The following is a 19,309-nucleotide window of genomic DNA, read 5'->3' on the forward strand; positions in this document are numbered from 1 at the left end:
ATCAGACAATCTGTGTGAGCACTACAAAGGCAGGTTCTTTAAGGTAAGGAGGTGATCCAACCGCAGGTTCCCCTACGGTTACCTTGTTACGACTTCACCCCAGTCATGAATCACAAAGTGGTAAGCGCCCTCCCGAAGGTTAAGCTACCTACTTCTTTTGCAACCCACTCCCATGGTGTGACGGGCGGTGTGTACAAGGCCCGGGAACGTATTCACCGTGGCATTCTGATCCACGATTACTAGCGATTCCGACTTCATGGAGTCGAGTTGCAGACTCCAATCCGGACTACGACATACTTTATGAGGTCCGCTTGCTCTCGCGAGGTCGCTTCTCTTTGTATATGCCATTGTAGCACGTGTGTAGCCCTACTCGTAAGGGCCATGATGACTTGACGTCATCCCCACCTTCCTCCAGTTTATCACTGGCAGTCTCCTTTGAGTTCCCGACCGAATCGCTGGCAACAAAGGATAAGGGTTGCGCTCGTTGCGGGACTTAACCCAACATTTCACAACACGAGCTGACGACAGCCATGCAGCACCTGTCTCAGAGTTCCCGAAGGCACCAAAGCATCTCTGCTAAGTTCTCTGGATGTCAAGAGTAGGTAAGGTTCTTCGCGTTGCATCGAATTAAACCACATGCTCCACCGCTTGTGCGGGCCCCCGTCAATTCATTTGAGTTTTAACCTTGCGGCCGTACTCCCCAGGCGGTCGACTTAACGCGTTAGCTCCGGAAGCCACTCCTCAAGGGAACAACCTCCAAGTCGACATCGTTTACAGCGTGGACTACCAGGGTATCTAATCCTGTTTGCTCCCCACGCTTTCGCACCTGAGCGTCAGTCTTTGTCCAGGGGGCCGCCTTCGCCACCGGTATTCCTCCAGATCTCTACGCATTTCACCGCTACACCTGGAATTCTACCCCCCTCTACAAGACTCCAGCCTGCCAGTTTCGAATGCAGTTCCCAGGTTGAGCCCGGGGATTTCACATCCGACTTGACAGACCGCCTGCGTGCGCTTTACGCCCAGTAATTCCGATTAACGCTTGCACCCTCCGTATTACCGCGGCTGCTGGCACGGAGTTAGCCGGTGCTTCTTCTGCGGGTAACGTCAATCGACAAGGTTATTAACCTTATCGCCTTCCTCCCCGCTGAAAGTACTTTACAACCCGAAGGCCTTCTTCATACACGCGGCATGGCTGCATCAGGCTTGCGCCCATTGTGCAATATTCCCCACTGCTGCCTCCCGTAGGAGTCTGGACCGTGTCTCAGTTCCAGTGTGGCTGGTCATCCTCTCAGACCAGCTAGGGATCGTCGCCTAGGTGAGCCGTTACCCCACCTACTAGCTAATCCCATCTGGGCACATCTGATGGCAAGAGGCCCGAAGGTCCCCCTCTTTGGTCTTGCGACGTTATGCGGTATTAGCTACCGTTTCCAGTAGTTATCCCCCTCCATCAGGCAGTTTCCCAGACATTACTCACCCGTCCGCCACTCGTCACCCGAGAGCAAGCTCTCTGTGCTACCGTTCGACTTGCATGTGTTAGGCCTGCCGCCAGCGTTCAATCTGAGCCATGATCAAACTCTTCAATTTAAGTTTGATGCTCGTGAATTAAACTTCGTAATGAATTACGTGTTCACTCAGAGACTTGGTATTCATTTTTCGTCTTGCGACGTTAAGAATCCATGTCACTTTGAGTGCCCACACAGATTGTCTGATAAATTGTTAAAGAGCAGTTGCGACGCGCTTCAGCGCTCTGTCGCGAGGTCCCGTATAATACGTTTTCCTCATTCAGAGTCAAGCGATTATTTTCGCTTTTCTCTGCCGGTATTCATCGCTGAATCCCGCTGACCCGGCGGGCTGTAAGCCGTTGTTCCGTGTCAGTGGAGGCGCATTATAGGGAGTTCTGAGACGTTGACAAGCCCTGTTTTCAAAAAATCTTTCAACCGTCTCTTTTTTGTGCAAAACGCTATGAAAGCGCCAGTTTTTCCAGCGACTCGAAGCCATAGCGCCGCAAAACGCTCAAAAGCTGCTCAGTTTCAGGCGTCAGCGCCATACAGTACGCAATATTGGCATCACTCGATTTTGCGTCAGGCGCTTCGTGCTCTAATAGCCAGGCGGTGCGACGCGCAATCGCAGCTCCGGAGTCGATCATTCTCGTCCCTTCCGGCAGAACCTGCTGCAGCTCTTCTTGTATTAGAGGGAAATGCGTACATCCCAGCACAACCGTATCAGGCGGTTCCTGCATTCGTAGCCAGGGACGCAGGATGCGCCGCAGTTCATCCAGCGGGACCGGCTCACCGTGCAGTTTGGCCTCTGCCAGTTCTACCAGCTCTGCCGACCCCAGCATTTCGATTTTGCATTCATTCGCAAAACGGGAGATCAGTTCGCGCGTATAAGGGCGTTTTACCGTTCCGCGCGTCGCCAGCAGGCCAACAACGCCATTCGCCGTTAAGCGGGCCGCCGGTTTTATCGCCGGAACGACGCCGACAACCGGAAAGGCGAATTTATCGCGTAAGGCGGGGAGGGAAACGGTACTTGCGGTGTTACAGGCAATAACGGCCAGCGCCAGAGGGTAACGCTGCTGAACCGCAGTCACAATCTCCAGGACGCGTTCAACAATAAACTCTTCACTCTTCTCGCCGTAGGGGAAAGCAACGTTGTCGAAAGCGTAGATATAATGCAGATTCGGCAGAAGCTGCCGAATCTCATTGTAAACCGACAGCCCACCGACGCCGGAATCAAACACCAGCACGGTGGGACGTGGATCAGAAGGTGTAGCTGCCAGACAAGTAGTATTCTCGTCCTGCAGTTTGGTAGCCATAAGCTGTCTCGTAATCTTTATCGAACAGGTTAGCTATTTTACCACGAACTGTCAGGCGATCGGTGATCGGATACGATGCAGAAACGTCTACCGTGCTGTAGCTCGGCAAAATTCTTTGCGTATTGTTGTACTGGGAGGTGTTGTTATCGTAACGCTTCCCATAATACTGCCAGGACACATCCATATCGACATCAAACATGGACCAGTCCAGCTGATACTTTGCCTGTCGTTTAGAACGTCGGGCCAGCACTTCACCGTTATCATCGTTACGCGGATCGACATACTGCAACGTTACGCGATGGCTGAAAATACCGGTATCGATACTTCCCGTCCATTCCACGCCTTTAATCGTCGCGGCATTGATATTGTCGTATTCCCCGTCATAGGTAACAGGATCGGAATAATAGGTAATCAGGTTAGTAATTTTGTAATGGTACGCGGACAAGCGCCAGTCCACGGGACCGGTGAGCCCTTCCAGCCCAGCTTCCCACTGTTTCGACTCTTCAGGTTTCAGATTAGGATTCGCGTTGATACCAAATCGGGTGGAGCCAAACTGTTGCCCTAAAGAAGGCGCGAGGAAGCCGGTACCGTAGCCGAGAGTCAGGCGATAATTTTCGACAAACTCCCAGCCTGCAGTAGTCTGCCAGGTACCGTGCCAGCCAAACTGCTCATCGTGGTCTTCACGTCCGGACGCTTCGAGGGTCACGTCGCCAACTTGCTGCTGGCCCGTCAGGTACAGTCCCGTATTGTCACGTTTGTAGGTATCCGACATCGCCGTATCTGATGAAGTTAACCGCTGCTGCTGCCAGTCCACCCCTGCGCTGACAGAGCCATGACCGACAATAACGTTATTGCCCCATTGCAGGTTACGCTGCGTCATCCTGTCGAGCGTCGTCCCATCATTATAACGGCCATAAATACTGCTGTAGTTGTAGTCCTTTATCTTCTGATAGCTGGCGATGAGCTGGGAGGAATAAATTCCGGAATTAAAGTTCAGCCCCGCATCCCAGCTCTGGTTATAGAGCTGGCTTTCATCGGCGCTGTAGGCCGGGCTATACGGCGGGCTTCCCAGATCGTAATCAGAGTTGTTGGTGTAGCTGTGTCCGCGGAAGAAACCGTCAACATTCTCGTTAAATTTATGCTCGAGGCTGCCCCAAAACGTTTTATTACGAAAACCGTCGCGATCGCCGTCGTGATCCCAGGTTGAATCGGGCTGAACGTTAAAGCCTTTATTACCCTCATAAGAACCCGCAACCGTCGCCACCGTATCGCCAAAGCGATGGCGCAGGGTACCGTCATATTGTTGGTAGCCTTTCGATCCTACCCCAGCGGTAATTTTGGATTGTTCTTTATCGGAATGCGTAATGACGTTAATCACGCCGCCCATTGCCCCGGAACCATAAATCGCTGAACGCGGGCCGCGGATATATTCGACGCGCTGCACCAGCGACAAAGGGATCTGGTTCAGATCGGGGTTATTTGTAATACCCGGTCGGGCCATGGGAACGCCGTCAACCAGCACCAGAACTTGTTTGGCTTCAGTACCACGGATAAAAAGAGAGGAGGATTGACCCATGCCACCATTTTGTGCGACGTCCACGCCAGGCAATCGGCGCATCACATCGTTTAAATCTTTCGCCTGCCAGCGATCGATATCTTCCCGGGTAACCACATCGGTCGGCGCAAGAACCGTATTGACCGGCTGTTGAAAACGGTTTGCTGTGACCACTAACGTATCTGAATTGCTGTCCTGCGCCCAGCCGGAAAATGCCGTGACGGAGAGCGCCGTCATCAGCGAAGCTTTTTTAATCATTTTTAAAGCATCCGTAATAAACAAAGGATGCCGCCGGCTCTATCAGTAGCACGCGATGATAGAAACCAAATGCGACGTATTCCGGCAGGTCTTCGGGCTTGGAGTGTTTAATGGACGAGGACTTCCCGCTAAATAGCCGCAGTGTCTGCATAATGCGCTCATCCCACTTTTCCTTACCGCTGCGCGTCAGCTCCAGATTTACACTGGATTCCCTATTAACTCATAGGACCGGTAGCACGATGCTATAATCAGAAACATATAGATGTCCAGACTTCTACCGTTATATTTCCTTATATCATCAGGGCTGGACATCCCCGGCGCTTTCCCTACAATCCCCGCGTACTTATTTTATTCAGGATGCATCATGACCCCCGAACACCTTCCTACCGAACAATATGAAGCGCAGCTGGCAGAAAAAGTCGTCCGTTTGCAGAAAATGATGGCGCCTTTTAGCGCCCCGGTTCCGGAAGTGTTTCGTTCGCCGGTCAGCCACTACCGCATGCGCGCAGAGTTTCGCCTGTGGCACGATGGCGACGATCTGTACCACATTATGTTCGACCAGCAGACCAAATCCCGGATCCGCGTCGAGACTTTCCCGGCCGCCAGCGAGCTGATTAATCAGCTGATGGCCGCGGTGATTGAGGGCGTACGCGATAACCCGGTACTGCGCCACAAACTGTTTCAGGTGGATTATCTCACCACCCTGAGTAACCAGGCCGTGATATCGCTGCTGTATCATAAAAAGCTCGACGATGAATGGCGTCAGCACGCGGCGCGCTTGCGCGATGCGCTGCGGGCGCAAAATCTGAATGTGCACTTGATTGGCCGCGCCACGAAAACTAAAATCGAGCTGGATCAAGACTATATCGATGAACGCTTGCCGGTTGGCGGGCGTGAAATGATCTATCGTCAGGTTGAGAATAGCTTCACCCAGCCAAATGCGGCGATGAACATTCAGATGCTGGAGTGGGCTATCGACGCCACTAAAGGCGCAACCGGCGACCTGCTTGAGCTGTACTGCGGCAACGGCAACTTTTCGCTGGCGCTGGCGCGTAATTTCGAACGCGTGCTGGCAACGGAAATCGCCAAACCGTCCGTCGCGGCGGCGCAATACAATATTGCAGCGAACCACATTGATAACGTGCAGATTATCCGCATGTCGGCGGAAGAGTTTACCCAGGCGATGAACGGCGTGCGGGAGTTTAACCGCCTGCAGGGAATCGACCTGAAGAGCTATCAGTGCGAGACGATTTTCGTCGATCCGCCGCGCAGCGGGCTGGATAGCGAAACGGAGAAAATGGTGCAGGCGTATCCGCGTATTCTCTATATCTCCTGCAATCCGGAGACCCTATGCCAGAACCTGGAAACGCTCAGTGAGACCCACGAGATCGCGCGCCTGGCGCTATTCGACCAGTTCCCCTATACCCATCATATGGAATGCGGCGTGCTGCTAACGAAGAAGTAAAGCTGCGCGAGAAAACCCGGCAACAGCGCTGCTGCCGGGTGAGAGATTATTCAGCGACCGCGTTCTTGCGGTTGCGTAACCTGTAGCCAATCCAGAACACCATAATCACCGACAGAACCGCCGGGAAGAAGTTAGATCCGATGTCCGGGTATTCCGCGCGCACGACGGTACTGTAAACCAGCACGCCGAGAATAAAACAGGCAGCGGCGAGCCCCGGCAAACCCACGGGCATACTACGATTCTGATAGCGCTGATGCAGGCAGTAAACCGTCAGCACCAACGACAAAATGGGGAAGATGGAAAAAGGGACAATGGAGCTGAACAGCGCGGCGAAGGTACCATTAATGGATAAACCTGCGATCAGCGCCAGCAGCAGCGTACCTCTATCTTGTACTGAGTGTTTCATTGCTCGTCCTTCACGTTATTCGGAATGATTTGATATTTTTTCTTGTTCACGGCGATACCAGTAATACGCGCCTTTCGAGATCATTCTGAGCTGCAGCACCAGGCGTTCTTCCAGCTGTCGACGCTGCTCCGGGCCCACATCGAGAGCCTCGGCGCCAGCGCTAAATACGATGGTGACCATAGCTTCAGCCTGCGCTTCGGTAAAGGCGCGCGGCATATGGTTTTCGATTTCTAAATAGTCGGCAAGTTCCGCGATAAAATGCTGAATTTCACGCGCCACGGCGGCACGAAACGCCGCGGAGGTACCGGAGCGTTCCCGCAGCAGCAGGCGGAAGGCGTTCGGGTTGTTGCCAATGAATTCCATAAAGGTGGAAACAGAGGTGCGAATGACGCTGCCGCCTTTAGCGATACGCTGGCGCGCCTGGCGCATCAGCTGGCGCAGCATGAGCCCGCTTTCATCCACCATGGTCAGACCCAGCTCATCGACATCGCGAAAATGACGATAGAAGGACGTCGGGGCAATCCCCGCTTCCCGCGCCACTTCGCGCAGGCTCAAGCTGGCAAAACTGCGCTCAGCACTCAGCTGACTGAATGCCGCTTCCACCAGCGAACGCCGGGTTTTTTCTTTTTGTTGCGCTCTTACGCCCATCACGTTGTCTGAATCCTTCCATAAGCCCTTCCGGCACTATACCAGAGATTAGAACTAATCGGTTTACACTGGATTGTGAATGATTGTTTACGAGCTGTTTCTGCTTTTATGCCGCAAAAAAGCACAACGATAATTGGGTTAAAGCGCGGCGAATGTTATCATCGTGTTTATTTTATGTATAAAACAGGTGAGTAATGCCATGTCACACTCTTGGGATTATGATGCAATTGTGATTGGTTCCGGTCCTGGCGGAGAAGGTGCCGCCATGGGGCTGGTGAAACAGGGAGCACGCGTTGCCGTCATTGAGCGCTACCATAACGTCGGCGGCGGTTGTACCCACTGGGGTACCATCCCGTCAAAAGCCCTCCGCCATGCCGTCAGCCGTATTATCGAGTTTAACCAAAATCCCCTCTACAGCGACCATTCCCGTCTTCTTCGTTCTTCCTTCGCCGACATCCTGAACCATGCCGACAGCGTCATTAACCAGCAAACCCATATGCGTCAGGGTTTCTATGAGCGTAACCACTGCGAAATCCTGCAGGGCAATGCCCATTTTGTTGATGAACACACTATCGCGCTGGAGTGCCACGACGGTACCGTGGAAACGGTGACGGCGGAAAAGTTCGTGATTGCCTGCGGTTCACGCCCGTACCATCCGGCAGACGTTGACTTCCATCATCCGCGCATTTATGACAGCGACTCGATTCTCAGCCTGCATCACGAACCGCGCCATGTGATCATCTACGGTGCCGGGGTGATCGGCTGCGAATATGCGTCGATCTTCCGGGGAATGGAGGTCAAAGTGGATCTGATCAACACCCGCGATCGTCTGCTGGCGTTTCTCGATCAGGAGATGTCCGACTCGCTCTCCTATCACTTCTGGAACAGCGGCGTGGTCATTCGCCACAATGAAGAGTACGAAAAGATTGAGGGCGTTGATGACGGCGTCATCATGCATCTGAAATCCGGCAAAAAGCTCAAAGCGGACTGCCTGCTGTACGCTAACGGCCGCACCGGGAACACCGACTCACTGGCGCTGGAAAATATCGGTCTGCAAACCGACAGCCGCGGCCAGCTGAAGGTCAACAGCATGTATCAAACCGCCCTGCCGCATATTTATGCCGTCGGCGATGTGATTGGCTATCCAAGCCTGGCCTCCGCCGCCTACGACCAGGGCCGCATCGCTGCCCAGGCGCTGGTAAAAGGCGAGGCATCGGCGCACCTGATTGAGGATATCCCTACCGGGATTTACACCATTCCGGAAATCAGCTCCGTCGGTAAAACCGAGCAGCAGCTGACGGCAATGAAGGTGCCTTACGAGGTGGGTCGCGCGCAGTTCAAACATCTGGCCCGGGCGCAGATCGTCGGTATGAGCGTCGGTACGCTGAAGATCCTCTTTCATCGCGAAACGAAAGAGATCCTCGGGATTCACTGCTTTGGCGAGCGCGCGGCCGAAATTATTCACATCGGCCAGGCGATAATGGAGCAGAAAGGCGGTGGTAACACCATTGAGTACTTCGTTAACACCACCTTTAACTATCCGACGATGGCGGAAGCCTATCGGGTCGCGGCGTTAAATGGCTTAAACCGCCTGTTTTAACGCGGCGTCGAAATGGCCATCCATCTTACCGCGGATGGCCTCCGCCAGATGTTCATAGCGGCTACGCAGCGGCGAACCCGGACGATAAACCAGCCCCACGGTACGTCTCGGCTCCGGCTTGATGCAGGGCACATAGACCACGCCATCGCGCTTTCTCTCCTGCGGCACGGCCAGGGCTGGCAACAGCGTGATGCCGCTACCGGCAGCCACCATGTTACGCAGCGTTTCGAGGCTCGTCGCCCGGAAATGGGTATCTTCATCGGCGCCCGCTTCAAAGCAAAAGCCCATCGCCTGATCGCGCAGGCAGTGCCCATCTTCCAGCATCAGCAGCTTTTCACCGGCCAGGTCCGACATCGGCACGCACTCGCGGTTCGCCCACGGGTGATCTTCGTAGATAGCCAGCATCATGGGCTCATCAAACAGCGGCACCTCAATAAACGCTTCGCTCTCTTTGACCAGCGCCAGAATCGCGCAGTCGAGCTTACCGCTATCAAGCTGCGCTAAAAGCTGATGGGTTTGTGCTTCATGCAGATACATTTCCAGCTTGGGAAAGGTCTGGTGCAGCATCGGGATAATCAACGGCAACAGATAAGGGCCAATCGTCGGGATCAGTCCAATATGCAGCGGCCCGGACATGGTCTCTCCCTGCTGGCTCGCCATTTCCTTAAGCACTTTGACTTCTCGTAGCACGGTACGCGCCTGATCCACCAGCAGCAGCCCTGCCTGGGTGAACAGAACCTTACGGCTGGTGCGCTCCAGCAACATCACGCCGAGTTCATCCTCCAGCTTACGGATTTGCCCGCTGAGCGTCGGTTGGCTGACGTGGCAAGAATCCGCCGCACGGCGGAAGTGGCGGTGTTCGGCTAGCGCTACCAGATATTCAAGATCGCGAATATTCATTATTCATCCTCCATCGCCACGATAGTCCATGGCGATAGATAGAATAGCAACGAACGATTATCCCTATCAAGGTTTCTGTTCAATAATAAACCCATAAATGAGGAAAACTTCAGAAAATCATTGAGCTTCCTCATCACCTCTCTACCCGGATAACTAAAGCCAACGTGAACTTTTGCGGACCTTGTGTCCGCTTTTTTTTGCATAAAAAAGCCCGGAGTTACCCGAGCTTCGTTTATTTACCGCCTTAAAAGCAGCCCCGCAGGCGGATCACACCAGACGCTGTTTAGCGTCGGCAATCGCCTGAGCCACCTGCTGAGGAGAAACGCCACCTTTAGCCGCACGCTTATCCAGACACGACTGCAGCGCCAGAATCGGATAGACGTCATCCGCAATCACGGGGCTAAATTTCTGCAAATCGGCCAGAGGCAGATCCTCCAGCGGCTTGCCCTGGGCAATGGCTTCCACTACCGCTTCACCGACAATATGGTGCGCTTCACGGAACGGTACGCCTTTGGCAACCAGGTAATCCGCCAGTTCGGTGGCATTGGCGTAACCCTGCTGCGCGGCTTCTTCACAACGCGGGCGTTTTACCTGAATACCGTCGAGCACCAGTGCCGCCATATGCAGGCAGTCGAGCCAGGTATCAAGCGCGTCAAACAGGCCTTCTTTATCTTCCTGCATATCTTTGTTGTAGGCCAGCGGTAGCCCTTTGAGGGTCATCATCATGCCGGTCAGCGCACCCTGCACGCGGCCGCATTTACCGCGGATCAGCTCCAGCGCATCCGGATTTTTCTTCTGCGGCATCAGGGATGAGCCAGAAGTCACGCGGTCAGAAAGCTCAACAAAGCCCGCTTCGCCGGTATTGAAGAAGATCAGATCTTCAGCAAAACGCGACAGGTGGACCATACCGATTGAGGCATCGGACAGCAGTTCCAGTACGTGATCGCGATCGGACACGCTGTCCAGGCTATTGCGGGTCGCCGATGCGAAGCCCAGCCAGCCGGCAAGCTGTTCACGATCGATTTCATAGGCGGTACCCGCCAGCGCTCCGCAGCCCAGCGGGCTGACGTCCAGACGTTTAAGCGCATCCTGCAGGCGGCTTTCATCACGCGCCAGCATTTCGACATAGGCCAGACACCAGTGGGCAAACGTCACCGGCTGCGCGCGCTGCAGGTGGGTATAGCCCGGCATAACGGCGTCCTGATTATTCTCCGCCGTCTCAACCAGCACGCTTTGTAGCTGACGATTCGCCGACAGCAGTTCCATCACGGTGTCTTTGCACCACAGCTTCAGGTCGGTCGCCACCTGGTCATTACGGCTACGCCCGGTGTGCAGCTTTTTGCCCAGCTGGCCGACCTTGTCGATCAGCTTACCTTCCACCCAGCTATGAATATCTTCCGCATCGCTTTCAAGGATCTGCTGAGGGTTAGCCCGCACGTCTTCCAGCAGAACGTTCAGCGCCTCTTCCAGCTGTAGCTGCTCATCGGCGGACAGTACGCCCACCGTCACCAGCGCTTTGGACCAGGCAACAGAGCCAACGATATCCTGCTCCGCCAGGCGATAGTCAAAGCGCAAAGAGTCGTTGAACTGTTTGAACCGCTGATCCGCTGCCTGAGTAAAACGCCCACCCCAAAGTGCCATAACATGCTTCCTTAATATCTTTGAATTTTATTGCCCGGCGGCGCTACGCTTACCGGGCCGACAAAATGATAAATTGATTATGCCAGTATACGCGTGCCGATCGGCGTGCCGTTAAACAGCGCAGGGAGCTGCTCCGCGTGGCGCCAGGAGGCGATATCGACCGGGCGGCCTAATGTCCGCGCCGCGTCCAGGGCCGCATTCACTTTGACGATCATGCCGTCGGTGATAATGCCCTGCTCGATCAGCTGTTCAGCCTTCTCGGCGGTCATTTCCGCGATGCGCTGCCCTTTACCATCGAGAATGCCGCTTACGTCAGACAGCAGAATCAGGTCTGCGCCGAGCGTTGCCGCCAGCGCGGTCGCCGCCTGGTCGGCGTTGACGTTCATCAACTCGCCTTCATCGGTGACGCCGATGGAGCTAACGACCGGCATATATCCGCCAGCCAGCAGCGTGTTAATCAGCGCCGGAGAACCCGGCTGAGCGAATCCGACATGACCCAGCTCTTCATCAAGCTGCGTCACTTTGACACTATCGCCATCGCCAAGGAATAGCCCAACGGCAGCCAGGCCGTGCTTCTTCGCCCACGCCAGCAGCGTTTTGTTGGCGGTTCCCGCCAGCGCGCCGGTAATAATGTCGATCTGATCCGCCGGCGTGACCCGCAGACCGTTTTTCTTGTTCACCGGCAGGTTGAGCTGCTTCATGAGTTCATCCACCACGCAGCCGCCGCCGTGCACAATAATCAGCGGGCGATGATGGGATTCGCGGTAGTTCACCAGTGCCGTAAACAGGCGCTCAAGCGCTTCTTCGCTGTCCAGCAGGACGCCGCCAAGTTTGATAATTAAAGGATTCATCATCACACCTTAAATAAGAGACTGCGTCTCAGCGAAGCCGAAACGAATATTTGCGCACTGCACGGCCTGCGCGGCCGCGCCTTTCAGCAGGTTATCTTCCGCCGCCACCACGATGATATGTTCATCCTGGACCGCAAAACCGATATCACAGAATGGCAGACCCACGACATTTTTCAATGCAGGGACACCTTTATCGTATAAACGTACCAGCGGCTTATCCGCATAGGCCTGCTGGAATACCGCCGCCACCTGCTCTTTGCTCACGCCGGGCTTCAGACGGCAGGTAATGGTTTCCAGAATCCCACGCTTAAAATTGCCCAGATGCGGAGTAAAAATAACGTCCGCGCCCAGGTGGGTTGAAATTTCCGGGTGATGACGGTGGTTGAAAACGCCGTAAGGTTGCAGGCTGACTTCGCAGAAGCTATTGCCGATAGAGGCTTTACGCCCGGCGCCGCTGACCCCGCTGGTCGCGTTGATCACCGGCCACTGGTTAAGATCCAGCAGCCCCGCGTTGATCAGCGGTTTTAACGATAGCTGAGCCGCCGTCGGGTAGCAGCCCGGTACGGCGATCAGATTGGCTTCTTTTAGCTTTTCGACGCTCCACTCGGCCAGGCCGTAAACTGCCTGCTCCAGCAGTGCAGGGTGCTGATGAGTGAAACCGTAATATTTTTCATAGAAGGCGCCGTCATTAACGCGGAACGCCCCGGAGAGATCGAACACGACGCAGCCAGCGGCGAGGAACTGCGGCGCCAGATCATGGCTTACCTCGTGCGCGGTAGCCAGAAAAACGACATCGACTCCGGGGCTAAACTCGCTGATATCGGACATCGGCTGCAGCGGCAGATCGACAATGCCTTTCAGCTGCGGATGCAAATCGGAAACTAATTTTCCCGCATCATTGCTTTGCGCGGAGACCGTCAATGCGGTTATGGTCATATGAGGATGGCGATTTACATAGGCCACTAGCTCTGCGCCGGCATAACCGCTGGCGCCCACAATCAGCGTGTTCAACATTGGGGCTCTTCACCTTCTTGCTTACGTATATTTGCCCTGGAAGACCGTTGCCTTCCCCACCCTGTTGAGCCGTAAGAGCATCATCCTTACATTCGATGGGTTTTCTTACGCTCAACGATAATGTATTTTTATTCACAAATAATGCATGAATATTGATACTATCACGACCCGAGGTGTGTCAACAATGAAAAACAAATTACCGCCCTTTATCGAGATTTACCGCGCGCTGATCGCCACACCTTCCATCAGCGCAACCGAAGAGGCGCTGGATCAAAGCAATGAGTCTTTAATCAATTTACTGGCAGGCTGGTTCCGCGATATCGGCTTTAATGTTGAAGTTCAGCCAGTCCCGGACACGCGTAATAAATTCAACCTGCTGGCCAGCAGCGGCCACGGCGCTGGCGGCCTGCTGCTTGCCGGGCACACCGATACCGTCCCGTTTGATGATGGCCGCTGGACCCGCGACCCTTTTACCCTGACCGAGCACGACAATAAGCTGTACGGTCTCGGCACCGCGGATATGAAAGGCTTCTTCGCTTTTATTCTCGACGCCCTGCGCGACGTTGACGTCACTCAGCTGAAAAAGCCGCTCTATATTCTGGCGACGGCCGATGAAGAGACCAGCATGGCCGGTGCCCGCTACTTCGCCGAGACGACCCAGCTGCGACCGGACTGCGCCATTATCGGCGAGCCCACGTCGCTGCAGCCGATACGCGCGCACAAAGGCCACATGTCCAACGCGGTTCGCATTCAGGGGCAGTCGGGCCACTCCAGCGACCCGGCACGCGGCGTCAACGCGATTGAACTGATGCACGACGCCATTGGCCGCATCATGCAGCTGCGCGACGATTTAAAAGAGCGTTATCACTACGCCGCGTTTACCGTCCCGTATCCCACACTTAACCTCGGGGCAATTCACGGCGGCGATGCCTCCAACCGCATTTGCGCCTGCTGCGAACTGCATATGGATATTCGTCCGCTGCCCGGAATGACGCTCAACGATCTCAACGGGCTCCTTAACGAAGCGCTGGCGCCGGTGAGCGAGCGCTGGCCCGGACGCCTGACCGTTTCTGAACTGCATCCGCCGATCCCCGGTTACGAATGTCCACCGGACCATAAGCTGGTTGAGGTCGTCGAAAAACTCCTCGGCGCGCAAACCGACGTGGTCAACTACTGTACCGAAGCGCCGTTTATTCAGACCCTCTGCCCGACGCTGGTGTTAGGCCCGGGCTCTATCAACCAGGCCCACCAGCCGGATGAGTACCTGGAAACGCGCTTTATTAAGCCGACCCGCGAGCTCATCACTCAGGTGGTTCACCATTTTTGCTGGCATTAAATACCCATTCTCTCGTGCGATTTCATCGGCGCGAGAGGGTGACAATTATCACATTTTCATAAGCAACACTTATCAAGCGACCTCCGAGTTAAATTTCGCAAATTGCCGCCATTTATTCGTTTGCTGAAGCGATTTCGCAACAATTGACGTGGGGGTTTTTACGTGGCTTTATAAAAGACGGTTGCTTATCCACTGCTCAAATTATCGAGCGCCGGATATAACAAAATAAAATGAGATGGGGTGTCTGGGGTAACATGAACGAACAATATTCCGCTTTGCGTAGTAATGTCAGTATGCTCGGTAAGGTGCTGGGCGACACCATCAAGGATGCGCTGGGAGAAAACATTCTTGATCGTGTCGAAACTATCCGTAAGTTGTCCAAATCTTCTCGCGCTGGCAATGAAGCCAACCGCCAGGAGCTGCTCACCACGCTGCAAAACTTGTCCAACGACGAGCTGCTGCCGGTGGCGCGCGCCTTCAGCCAGTTTCTGAACCTGGCGAATACCGCTGAGCAATACCACAGCATTTCGCCAAAAGGCGAAGCGGCCAGTAATCCGGAAGTGATTGCCCGCACCCTGAGAAAGCTCAAAGAGCAACCCAATCTCAACGAAACGATTATTAAACAAGCCGTTGAATCCCTGTCGCTGGAGCTGGTGCTGACCGCGCATCCGACCGAAATCACGCGTCGTACGCTGATCCACAAGATGGGCGAGATCAACAGCTGCCTGAAGCAGCTCGATAACAACGACATTGCGGACTATGAACGTCATCAGGTCATGCGCCGTCTGCGCCAGCTGATTGCCCAGTCGTGGCACACCGATGAAATCCGCAAGCATCGCCCTACCCCGGTGGATGAAGCCAAATGGGGCTTCGCGGTTGTCGAAAATAGCCTGTGGGAAGGCGTACCGAACTACCTGCGCGAGCTGAATGAACAGCTGGAAGATAACCTGAACTATCGGCTGCCGGTCGATTTTGTTCCGGTTCGCTTTACGTCCTGGATGGGCGGCGACCGCGACGGCAACCCGAACGTGACCGCCGACATTACCCGCCACGTCCTGCTGCTCAGCCGCTGGAAGGCAACCGATCTGTTCCTGAAAGATGTCCAGCTGCTGATTTCCGAGCTGTCGATGGTTGAGTGCACCGACGAGCTGCGTGAGCTGGCAGGCGCGGAAGGCGCTCAGGAACCCTATCGTTACCTGATGAAAAAACTGCGCACGCAGCTGATGGAGACCCAGGCCTGGCTGGAAGCGCGCCTGAAAGGACAGAAACTGCCGAAACCGGCGGGCCTTATCACGCAAAACGAGCAGCTGTGGGAACCGCTTTACGCCTGTTACCAGTCGCTACAAGCCTGCGGTATGGGCATTATCGCCAACGGCGAGCTGCTCGATACTCTGCGCCGCGTAAAAGCCTTTGGCGTACCGCTGGTGCGTATCGATATCCGTCAGGAAAGCACCCGCCACACCGAAGCGCTGGGCGAAATGACCCGCTATCTTGGCATCGGCGACTATGAAAGCTGGTCAGAAGCCGATAAACAGGCCTTCCTGATCCGCGAACTGAACTCCAAGCGTCCTCTGCTGCCGCGCCAGTGGGAGCCAAGCGAAGAAACGCGCGAAGTGCTCGAGACGTGCAAAGTCATCTCCGAAGCGCCGCGCGGCTCTATTGCGGCCTACGTGATTTCGATGGCGAAAACGCCGTCAGACGTCCTGGCCGTGCATCTGCTGTTGAAAGAGGCCGGCATCGGCTTCGCGCTGCCGGTCGCCCCGCTGTTCGAAACGCTGGACGACCTGAATAACGCCGACGACGTTATGACCCAGCTGCTGAATATCGACTGGTATCGCGGCTTTATCCAGGGCAAGCAGATGGTCATGATCGGCTATTCCGACTCGGCGAAAGATGCGGGCGTGATGGCCGCCTCCTGGGCGCAGTATCAGGCGCAGGACGCGTTAATTAAGACCTGTGAAAAAGCCGGCATTGAACTGACGCTGTTCCACGGTCGCGGCGGTTCTATCGGCCGCGGCGGCGCGCCGGCGCACGCGGCCCTGCTCTCTCAGCCTCCGGGAAGCCTGAAAGGCGGCCTGCGCGTTACCGAACAGGGCGAGATGATCCGCTTTAAATACGGCCTGCCGGAAGTCACCATCAGCAGCCTGTCGCTCTACACCAGCGCGATTCTGGAAGCCAACCTGCTGCCGCCGCCGGAGCCAAAAGCGCAATGGCGCGACATCATGGCCGAGCTGTCCGACGTCTCCTGCGAGATGTATCGCGGCTACGTGCGTGAAAATAAAGATTTTGTTCCTTACTTCCGTTCCGCAACGCCGGAGCAGGAGCTGGGCAAACTGCCGCTGGGCTCGCGTCCGGCAAAACGTCGCCCGACCGGCGGCGTCGAGTCGCTGCGCGCCATTCCGTGGATCTTCGCGTGGACGCAAAACCGCCTGATGCTGCCAGCCTGGCTGGGCGCCGGCGCCGCGCTGCAAAAAGTCGTTGAAGGCGGCAAGCAGAGCGAGCTGGAAAGCATGTGCCGCGACTGGCCGTTCTTCTCTACCCGCCTCGGCATGCTGGAGATGGTCTACTCAAAAGCCGACCTGTGGCTGGCGGAATATTACGATCAGCGTCTGGTGAAACCGGAACTGTGGAAGCTGGGCGAAGAGCTGCGTGAACTGCTGTCCGCCGATATCAACGTGGTACTGGCAATCGCCAACGACTCCCACCTGATGGCCGACCTGCCGTGGATCGCGGAGTCCATCCAGCTACGTAATATCTATACCGACCCGCTGAACGTGCTCCAGGCCGAGCTGCTCCATCGTTCACGTCTGGCGGAAGAGAAAGGTGAAAAACCGGACCCGCGCGTTGAGCAAGCGCTGATGGTCACCATCGCAGGCGTTGCGGCAGGCATGCGTAACACCGGCTAGTTCGCCTTGAAAAACCTGTAGCCCGGCTAAGCGTAGCGCGAGCCGGGTTAAAAACCATAGCTCCGGTAAGCATCGCGTTTACCGGAGCTTTTTTTATTAGTGGTGCAGCATTTCGTCGACAATCTGCTCTTTATGCAGGGCATAAGGATAGTAGGTTGGCCAGTTATCCATCTCTTTCAGCAGCGCTTCCTGGGACTCATTGCCCATAAAGATATGGAAATGTTGGGACTTGCGCGGCGCGATGGTGTGATCGCTAAACTGAACAAACTTCGGCGCTTTTGAATCCGCCTGCTGGCATTCGAACAGGTAGCGCACGCCTTTTTTACCGGATGCGTAGGTCAGAATTTTGTAGCCGGAATAGGCGTACCGGCAGGCGTTGACAGTTTTCCCGACGTGAAACTCCATGACGTTATCTTCGATACCAATCTGGTCCACATCGGTAGCGTAGCCCTTCTTATAATACTCCCGATATTCCGCCACGCTTTTACCGGCTTTTTTGGCCTTCTGCTCCAGCACGGCATCTAAATCGCCGTTCAGCAGATAGGGATTAACCGACTGCCAGATACCCTCCCAGTCGCTCAGCGCCCTGTCCTTTACGTCCTGGTCGGCAAAAATACCTTCACTCGCCTTCTGCTCGGCTTCGGTCAGCGCCGGGCCATGGCTATGGTGGCCGTGGGCAACCGCCTGACTGTTCGCCAGTACCAGGCTAATACCAAGCATAAGTGCGGAAATCTTTCGGGTCATCACTCTCTCCTGAGTTAAGGTTTGCAATAATATGTTACGATATAACATATCAATCAAATCTTACAACTCTCTTCGCAGAAAAATCGCGCGGCTTTTCCCTCTGCCAGTTTGTTAGGTATGATGAAACGGGATCGCGCAACGCGGAGAGAGAATGGATAGCGACATTAATCAGACCATTGATTCTTTTATTAAAGGCCCGGCGGTAATCGGCAAAGTCCACTTTTCCACAGAATCCAGACCGGCTTCTGAGAAAGCGCTAAGCGTCGATTTTCCGCGCCTCGAAATCATGCTTGCGGGCCAGCTTCGCGATCCGGCGATTAAGGCCGACCAGGCGCAGCTGACGCCGCACGATGTGCTGTACGTCCCCGCAGGCGGATGGAATGACCCGCAGTGGCTGATGCCCTCCACGCTGTTAACTGTCTTGTTTGGTAAGCAGCAGCTGGAATTCGTCCTACGCCACTGGGACGGCAGCGCGCTTAACGTGCTGGATAAACAGCAGGTTCCTCGCCGCGGCCCCCGGGTTGGATCGTTTCTGCTGCAGGCGCTGAATGAAATGCAGATGCAGCCGCAGGAACAGCACACGGCCCGCTGTATTGTCACCAGCCTGCTCAGCCACTGTGCCGATCTGCTGGGCAGCCAGGTACAAACGTCATCGCGCAGCCAGGCGCTTTTTGAAGCGATTCGTAAACATATTGATACCCATTTTGCCGACCCGTTAACCCGCGAGTCGGTGGCGCAGGCGTTTTATCTCTCACCAAACTATCTTTCCCATTTGTTCCAGAAATGCGGGCCAATGGGCTTTAACGAATACCTGAATCACATCCGTCTGGAGCAGGCCAGAATGCTGTTAAAAGGCCACGATATGAAAGTGAAAGATATCGCCCACGCCTGTGGTTTCGCCGACAGCAACTACTTCTGCCGCCTGTTTCGCAAAAACACCGAGCGCTCACCGTCGGAGTATCGCCGTCAGTATCACAGCCAGCTGACGGAAAAAACGGCTTCGCTAAAAAACTAGATTTTTGTGTGTTAAACCTGACTTTTGTGCGTTCTTGTTTTCCCATTTTAATCCGGGTTGCGGGATAAATGTGATCTAAATCATCCTTAACCGCAATGCGTACATTTATCCAGTTTTTGGCAAATTTGTCATCTGGCGACCCTTCGCGTGAAAGC

General features: G+C 54.9%; 14 protein-coding genes, 1 rRNA gene and 1 riboswitch. Of the genes, 5 read left to right on the forward strand and 10 right to left on the reverse strand.

Annotated features, from left to right (window positions below; genetic code table 11):
- Positions 1–44: 44 nt before the first annotated feature.
- The 3 genes from F8562_RS03355 to btuB all read right to left on the reverse strand — a co-directional run bounded on the left by F8562_RS03355 (position 45) and on the right by btuB (position 4,628).
- Positions 45–1,584 (reverse strand): 16S ribosomal RNA (locus tag F8562_RS03355).
- 376 nt (positions 1,585–1,960) lie between these two features.
- Positions 1,961–2,815, reverse strand: a complete 855-nt coding sequence (gene murI, locus F8562_RS03360; RefSeq protein WP_004856053.1) for a glutamate racemase — start codon at positions 2,813–2,815, stop codon at positions 1,961–1,963.
- Positions 2,760–4,628: a TonB-dependent vitamin B12 receptor BtuB gene (btuB, locus tag F8562_RS03365; RefSeq protein WP_004856052.1), complete on the reverse strand. Its 1,869-nt coding sequence runs from the start codon at positions 4,626–4,628 to the stop codon at positions 2,760–2,762. Before btuB ends, murI begins: the two co-directional genes overlap by 56 nt.
- 65 nt (positions 4,629–4,693) lie before the next feature.
- Positions 4,694–4,876, reverse strand: a riboswitch (cobalamin riboswitch).
- A 116-nt stretch (positions 4,877–4,992) separates the two neighbouring features.
- On the opposite strand from btuB, the gene trmA reads away from it, so the two are divergent.
- Entirely contained in the window at positions 4,993–6,093 is a 1,101-nt protein-coding gene (gene trmA / locus F8562_RS03370; protein WP_014837056.1) for a tRNA (uridine(54)-C5)-methyltransferase TrmA, read from the forward strand.
- A 46-nt stretch (positions 6,094–6,139) separates the two neighbouring features.
- Here trmA and F8562_RS03375 read toward each other — a convergent pair whose 3' ends face one another.
- Both F8562_RS03375 and fabR read right to left on the reverse strand, forming a co-directional pair.
- Positions 6,140–6,499 carry a YijD family membrane protein gene (locus F8562_RS03375; RefSeq protein ID WP_004856046.1) on the reverse strand — a complete coding sequence of 120 codons (360 nt, stop codon included), beginning with the start codon at positions 6,497–6,499 and terminating at the stop codon, positions 6,140–6,142.
- Positions 6,500–6,514: 15 nt separating this feature from the next.
- On the reverse strand, positions 6,515–7,150 hold the full coding sequence (fabR, locus tag F8562_RS03380) for an HTH-type transcriptional repressor FabR (protein ID WP_004107582.1): 636 nt from the start codon (positions 7,148–7,150) through the stop codon (positions 6,515–6,517).
- A gap of 196 nt (positions 7,151–7,346) precedes the next feature.
- Here fabR and sthA point away from each other — a divergent pair, with 196 nt between their 5' ends.
- On the forward strand, positions 7,347–8,747 hold the full coding sequence (gene sthA, locus F8562_RS03385) for a Si-specific NAD(P)(+) transhydrogenase (RefSeq protein WP_004116922.1): 1,401 nt from the start codon (positions 7,347–7,349) through the stop codon (positions 8,745–8,747).
- Here the strand turns inward: sthA and oxyR are convergent.
- The 4 genes from oxyR to argC form a co-directional block, all read right to left on the reverse strand.
- A complete protein-coding gene (gene oxyR / locus F8562_RS03390) occupies positions 8,730–9,647 on the reverse strand; it encodes a DNA-binding transcriptional regulator OxyR (RefSeq protein ID WP_014227441.1) in 918 nt (305 codons plus the stop codon). The genes sthA and oxyR overlap by 18 nt on opposite strands.
- A 267-nt stretch (positions 9,648–9,914) precedes the next feature.
- On the reverse strand, positions 9,915–11,288 hold the full coding sequence (gene argH / locus F8562_RS03395; protein ID WP_094909527.1) for an argininosuccinate lyase: 1,374 nt from the start codon (positions 11,286–11,288) through the stop codon (positions 9,915–9,917).
- A gap of 77 nt (positions 11,289–11,365) precedes the next feature.
- Positions 11,366–12,142, reverse strand: a complete 777-nt coding sequence (gene argB, locus F8562_RS03400; protein ID WP_088941751.1) for an acetylglutamate kinase — start codon at positions 12,140–12,142, stop codon at positions 11,366–11,368.
- Between the two features lie 6 nt (positions 12,143–12,148).
- Positions 12,149–13,153 (reverse strand): N-acetyl-gamma-glutamyl-phosphate reductase, encoded by a 1,005-nt coding sequence (gene argC, locus F8562_RS03405; protein WP_014837055.1) that lies wholly within the window; start codon positions 13,151–13,153, stop codon positions 12,149–12,151.
- Positions 13,154–13,337: 184 nt separating this feature from the next.
- Here argC and argE point away from each other — a divergent pair, with 184 nt between their 5' ends.
- Together argE and ppc are read left to right on the forward strand one after the other, a co-directional pair.
- Positions 13,338–14,489 carry an acetylornithine deacetylase gene (argE, locus tag F8562_RS03410; RefSeq protein ID WP_014837054.1) on the forward strand — a complete coding sequence of 384 codons (1,152 nt, stop codon included), beginning with the start codon at positions 13,338–13,340 and terminating at the stop codon, positions 14,487–14,489.
- A gap of 254 nt (positions 14,490–14,743) precedes the next feature.
- Positions 14,744–17,395 (forward strand): phosphoenolpyruvate carboxylase, encoded by a 2,652-nt coding sequence (gene ppc / locus F8562_RS03415; RefSeq protein WP_004856030.1) that lies wholly within the window; start codon positions 14,744–14,746, stop codon positions 17,393–17,395.
- Between the two features lie 96 nt (positions 17,396–17,491).
- Here ppc and zinT read toward each other — a convergent pair whose 3' ends face one another.
- Positions 17,492–18,139, reverse strand: a complete 648-nt coding sequence (zinT, locus tag F8562_RS03420) for a metal-binding protein ZinT (protein ID WP_014837053.1) — start codon at positions 18,137–18,139, stop codon at positions 17,492–17,494.
- A gap of 151 nt (positions 18,140–18,290) precedes the next feature.
- On the opposite strand from zinT, the gene F8562_RS03425 reads away from it, so the two are divergent.
- Positions 18,291–19,154 carry an AraC family transcriptional regulator gene (locus F8562_RS03425; protein WP_014837052.1) on the forward strand — a complete coding sequence of 288 codons (864 nt, stop codon included), beginning with the start codon at positions 18,291–18,293 and terminating at the stop codon, positions 19,152–19,154.
- Positions 19,155–19,309 lie beyond the last annotated feature (155 nt).

The sequence above is a fragment of the Klebsiella sp. RCJ4 genome (genome assembly GCF_009025755.1).
Lineage (GTDB): Bacteria > Pseudomonadota > Gammaproteobacteria > Enterobacterales > Enterobacteriaceae > Klebsiella > Klebsiella michiganensis.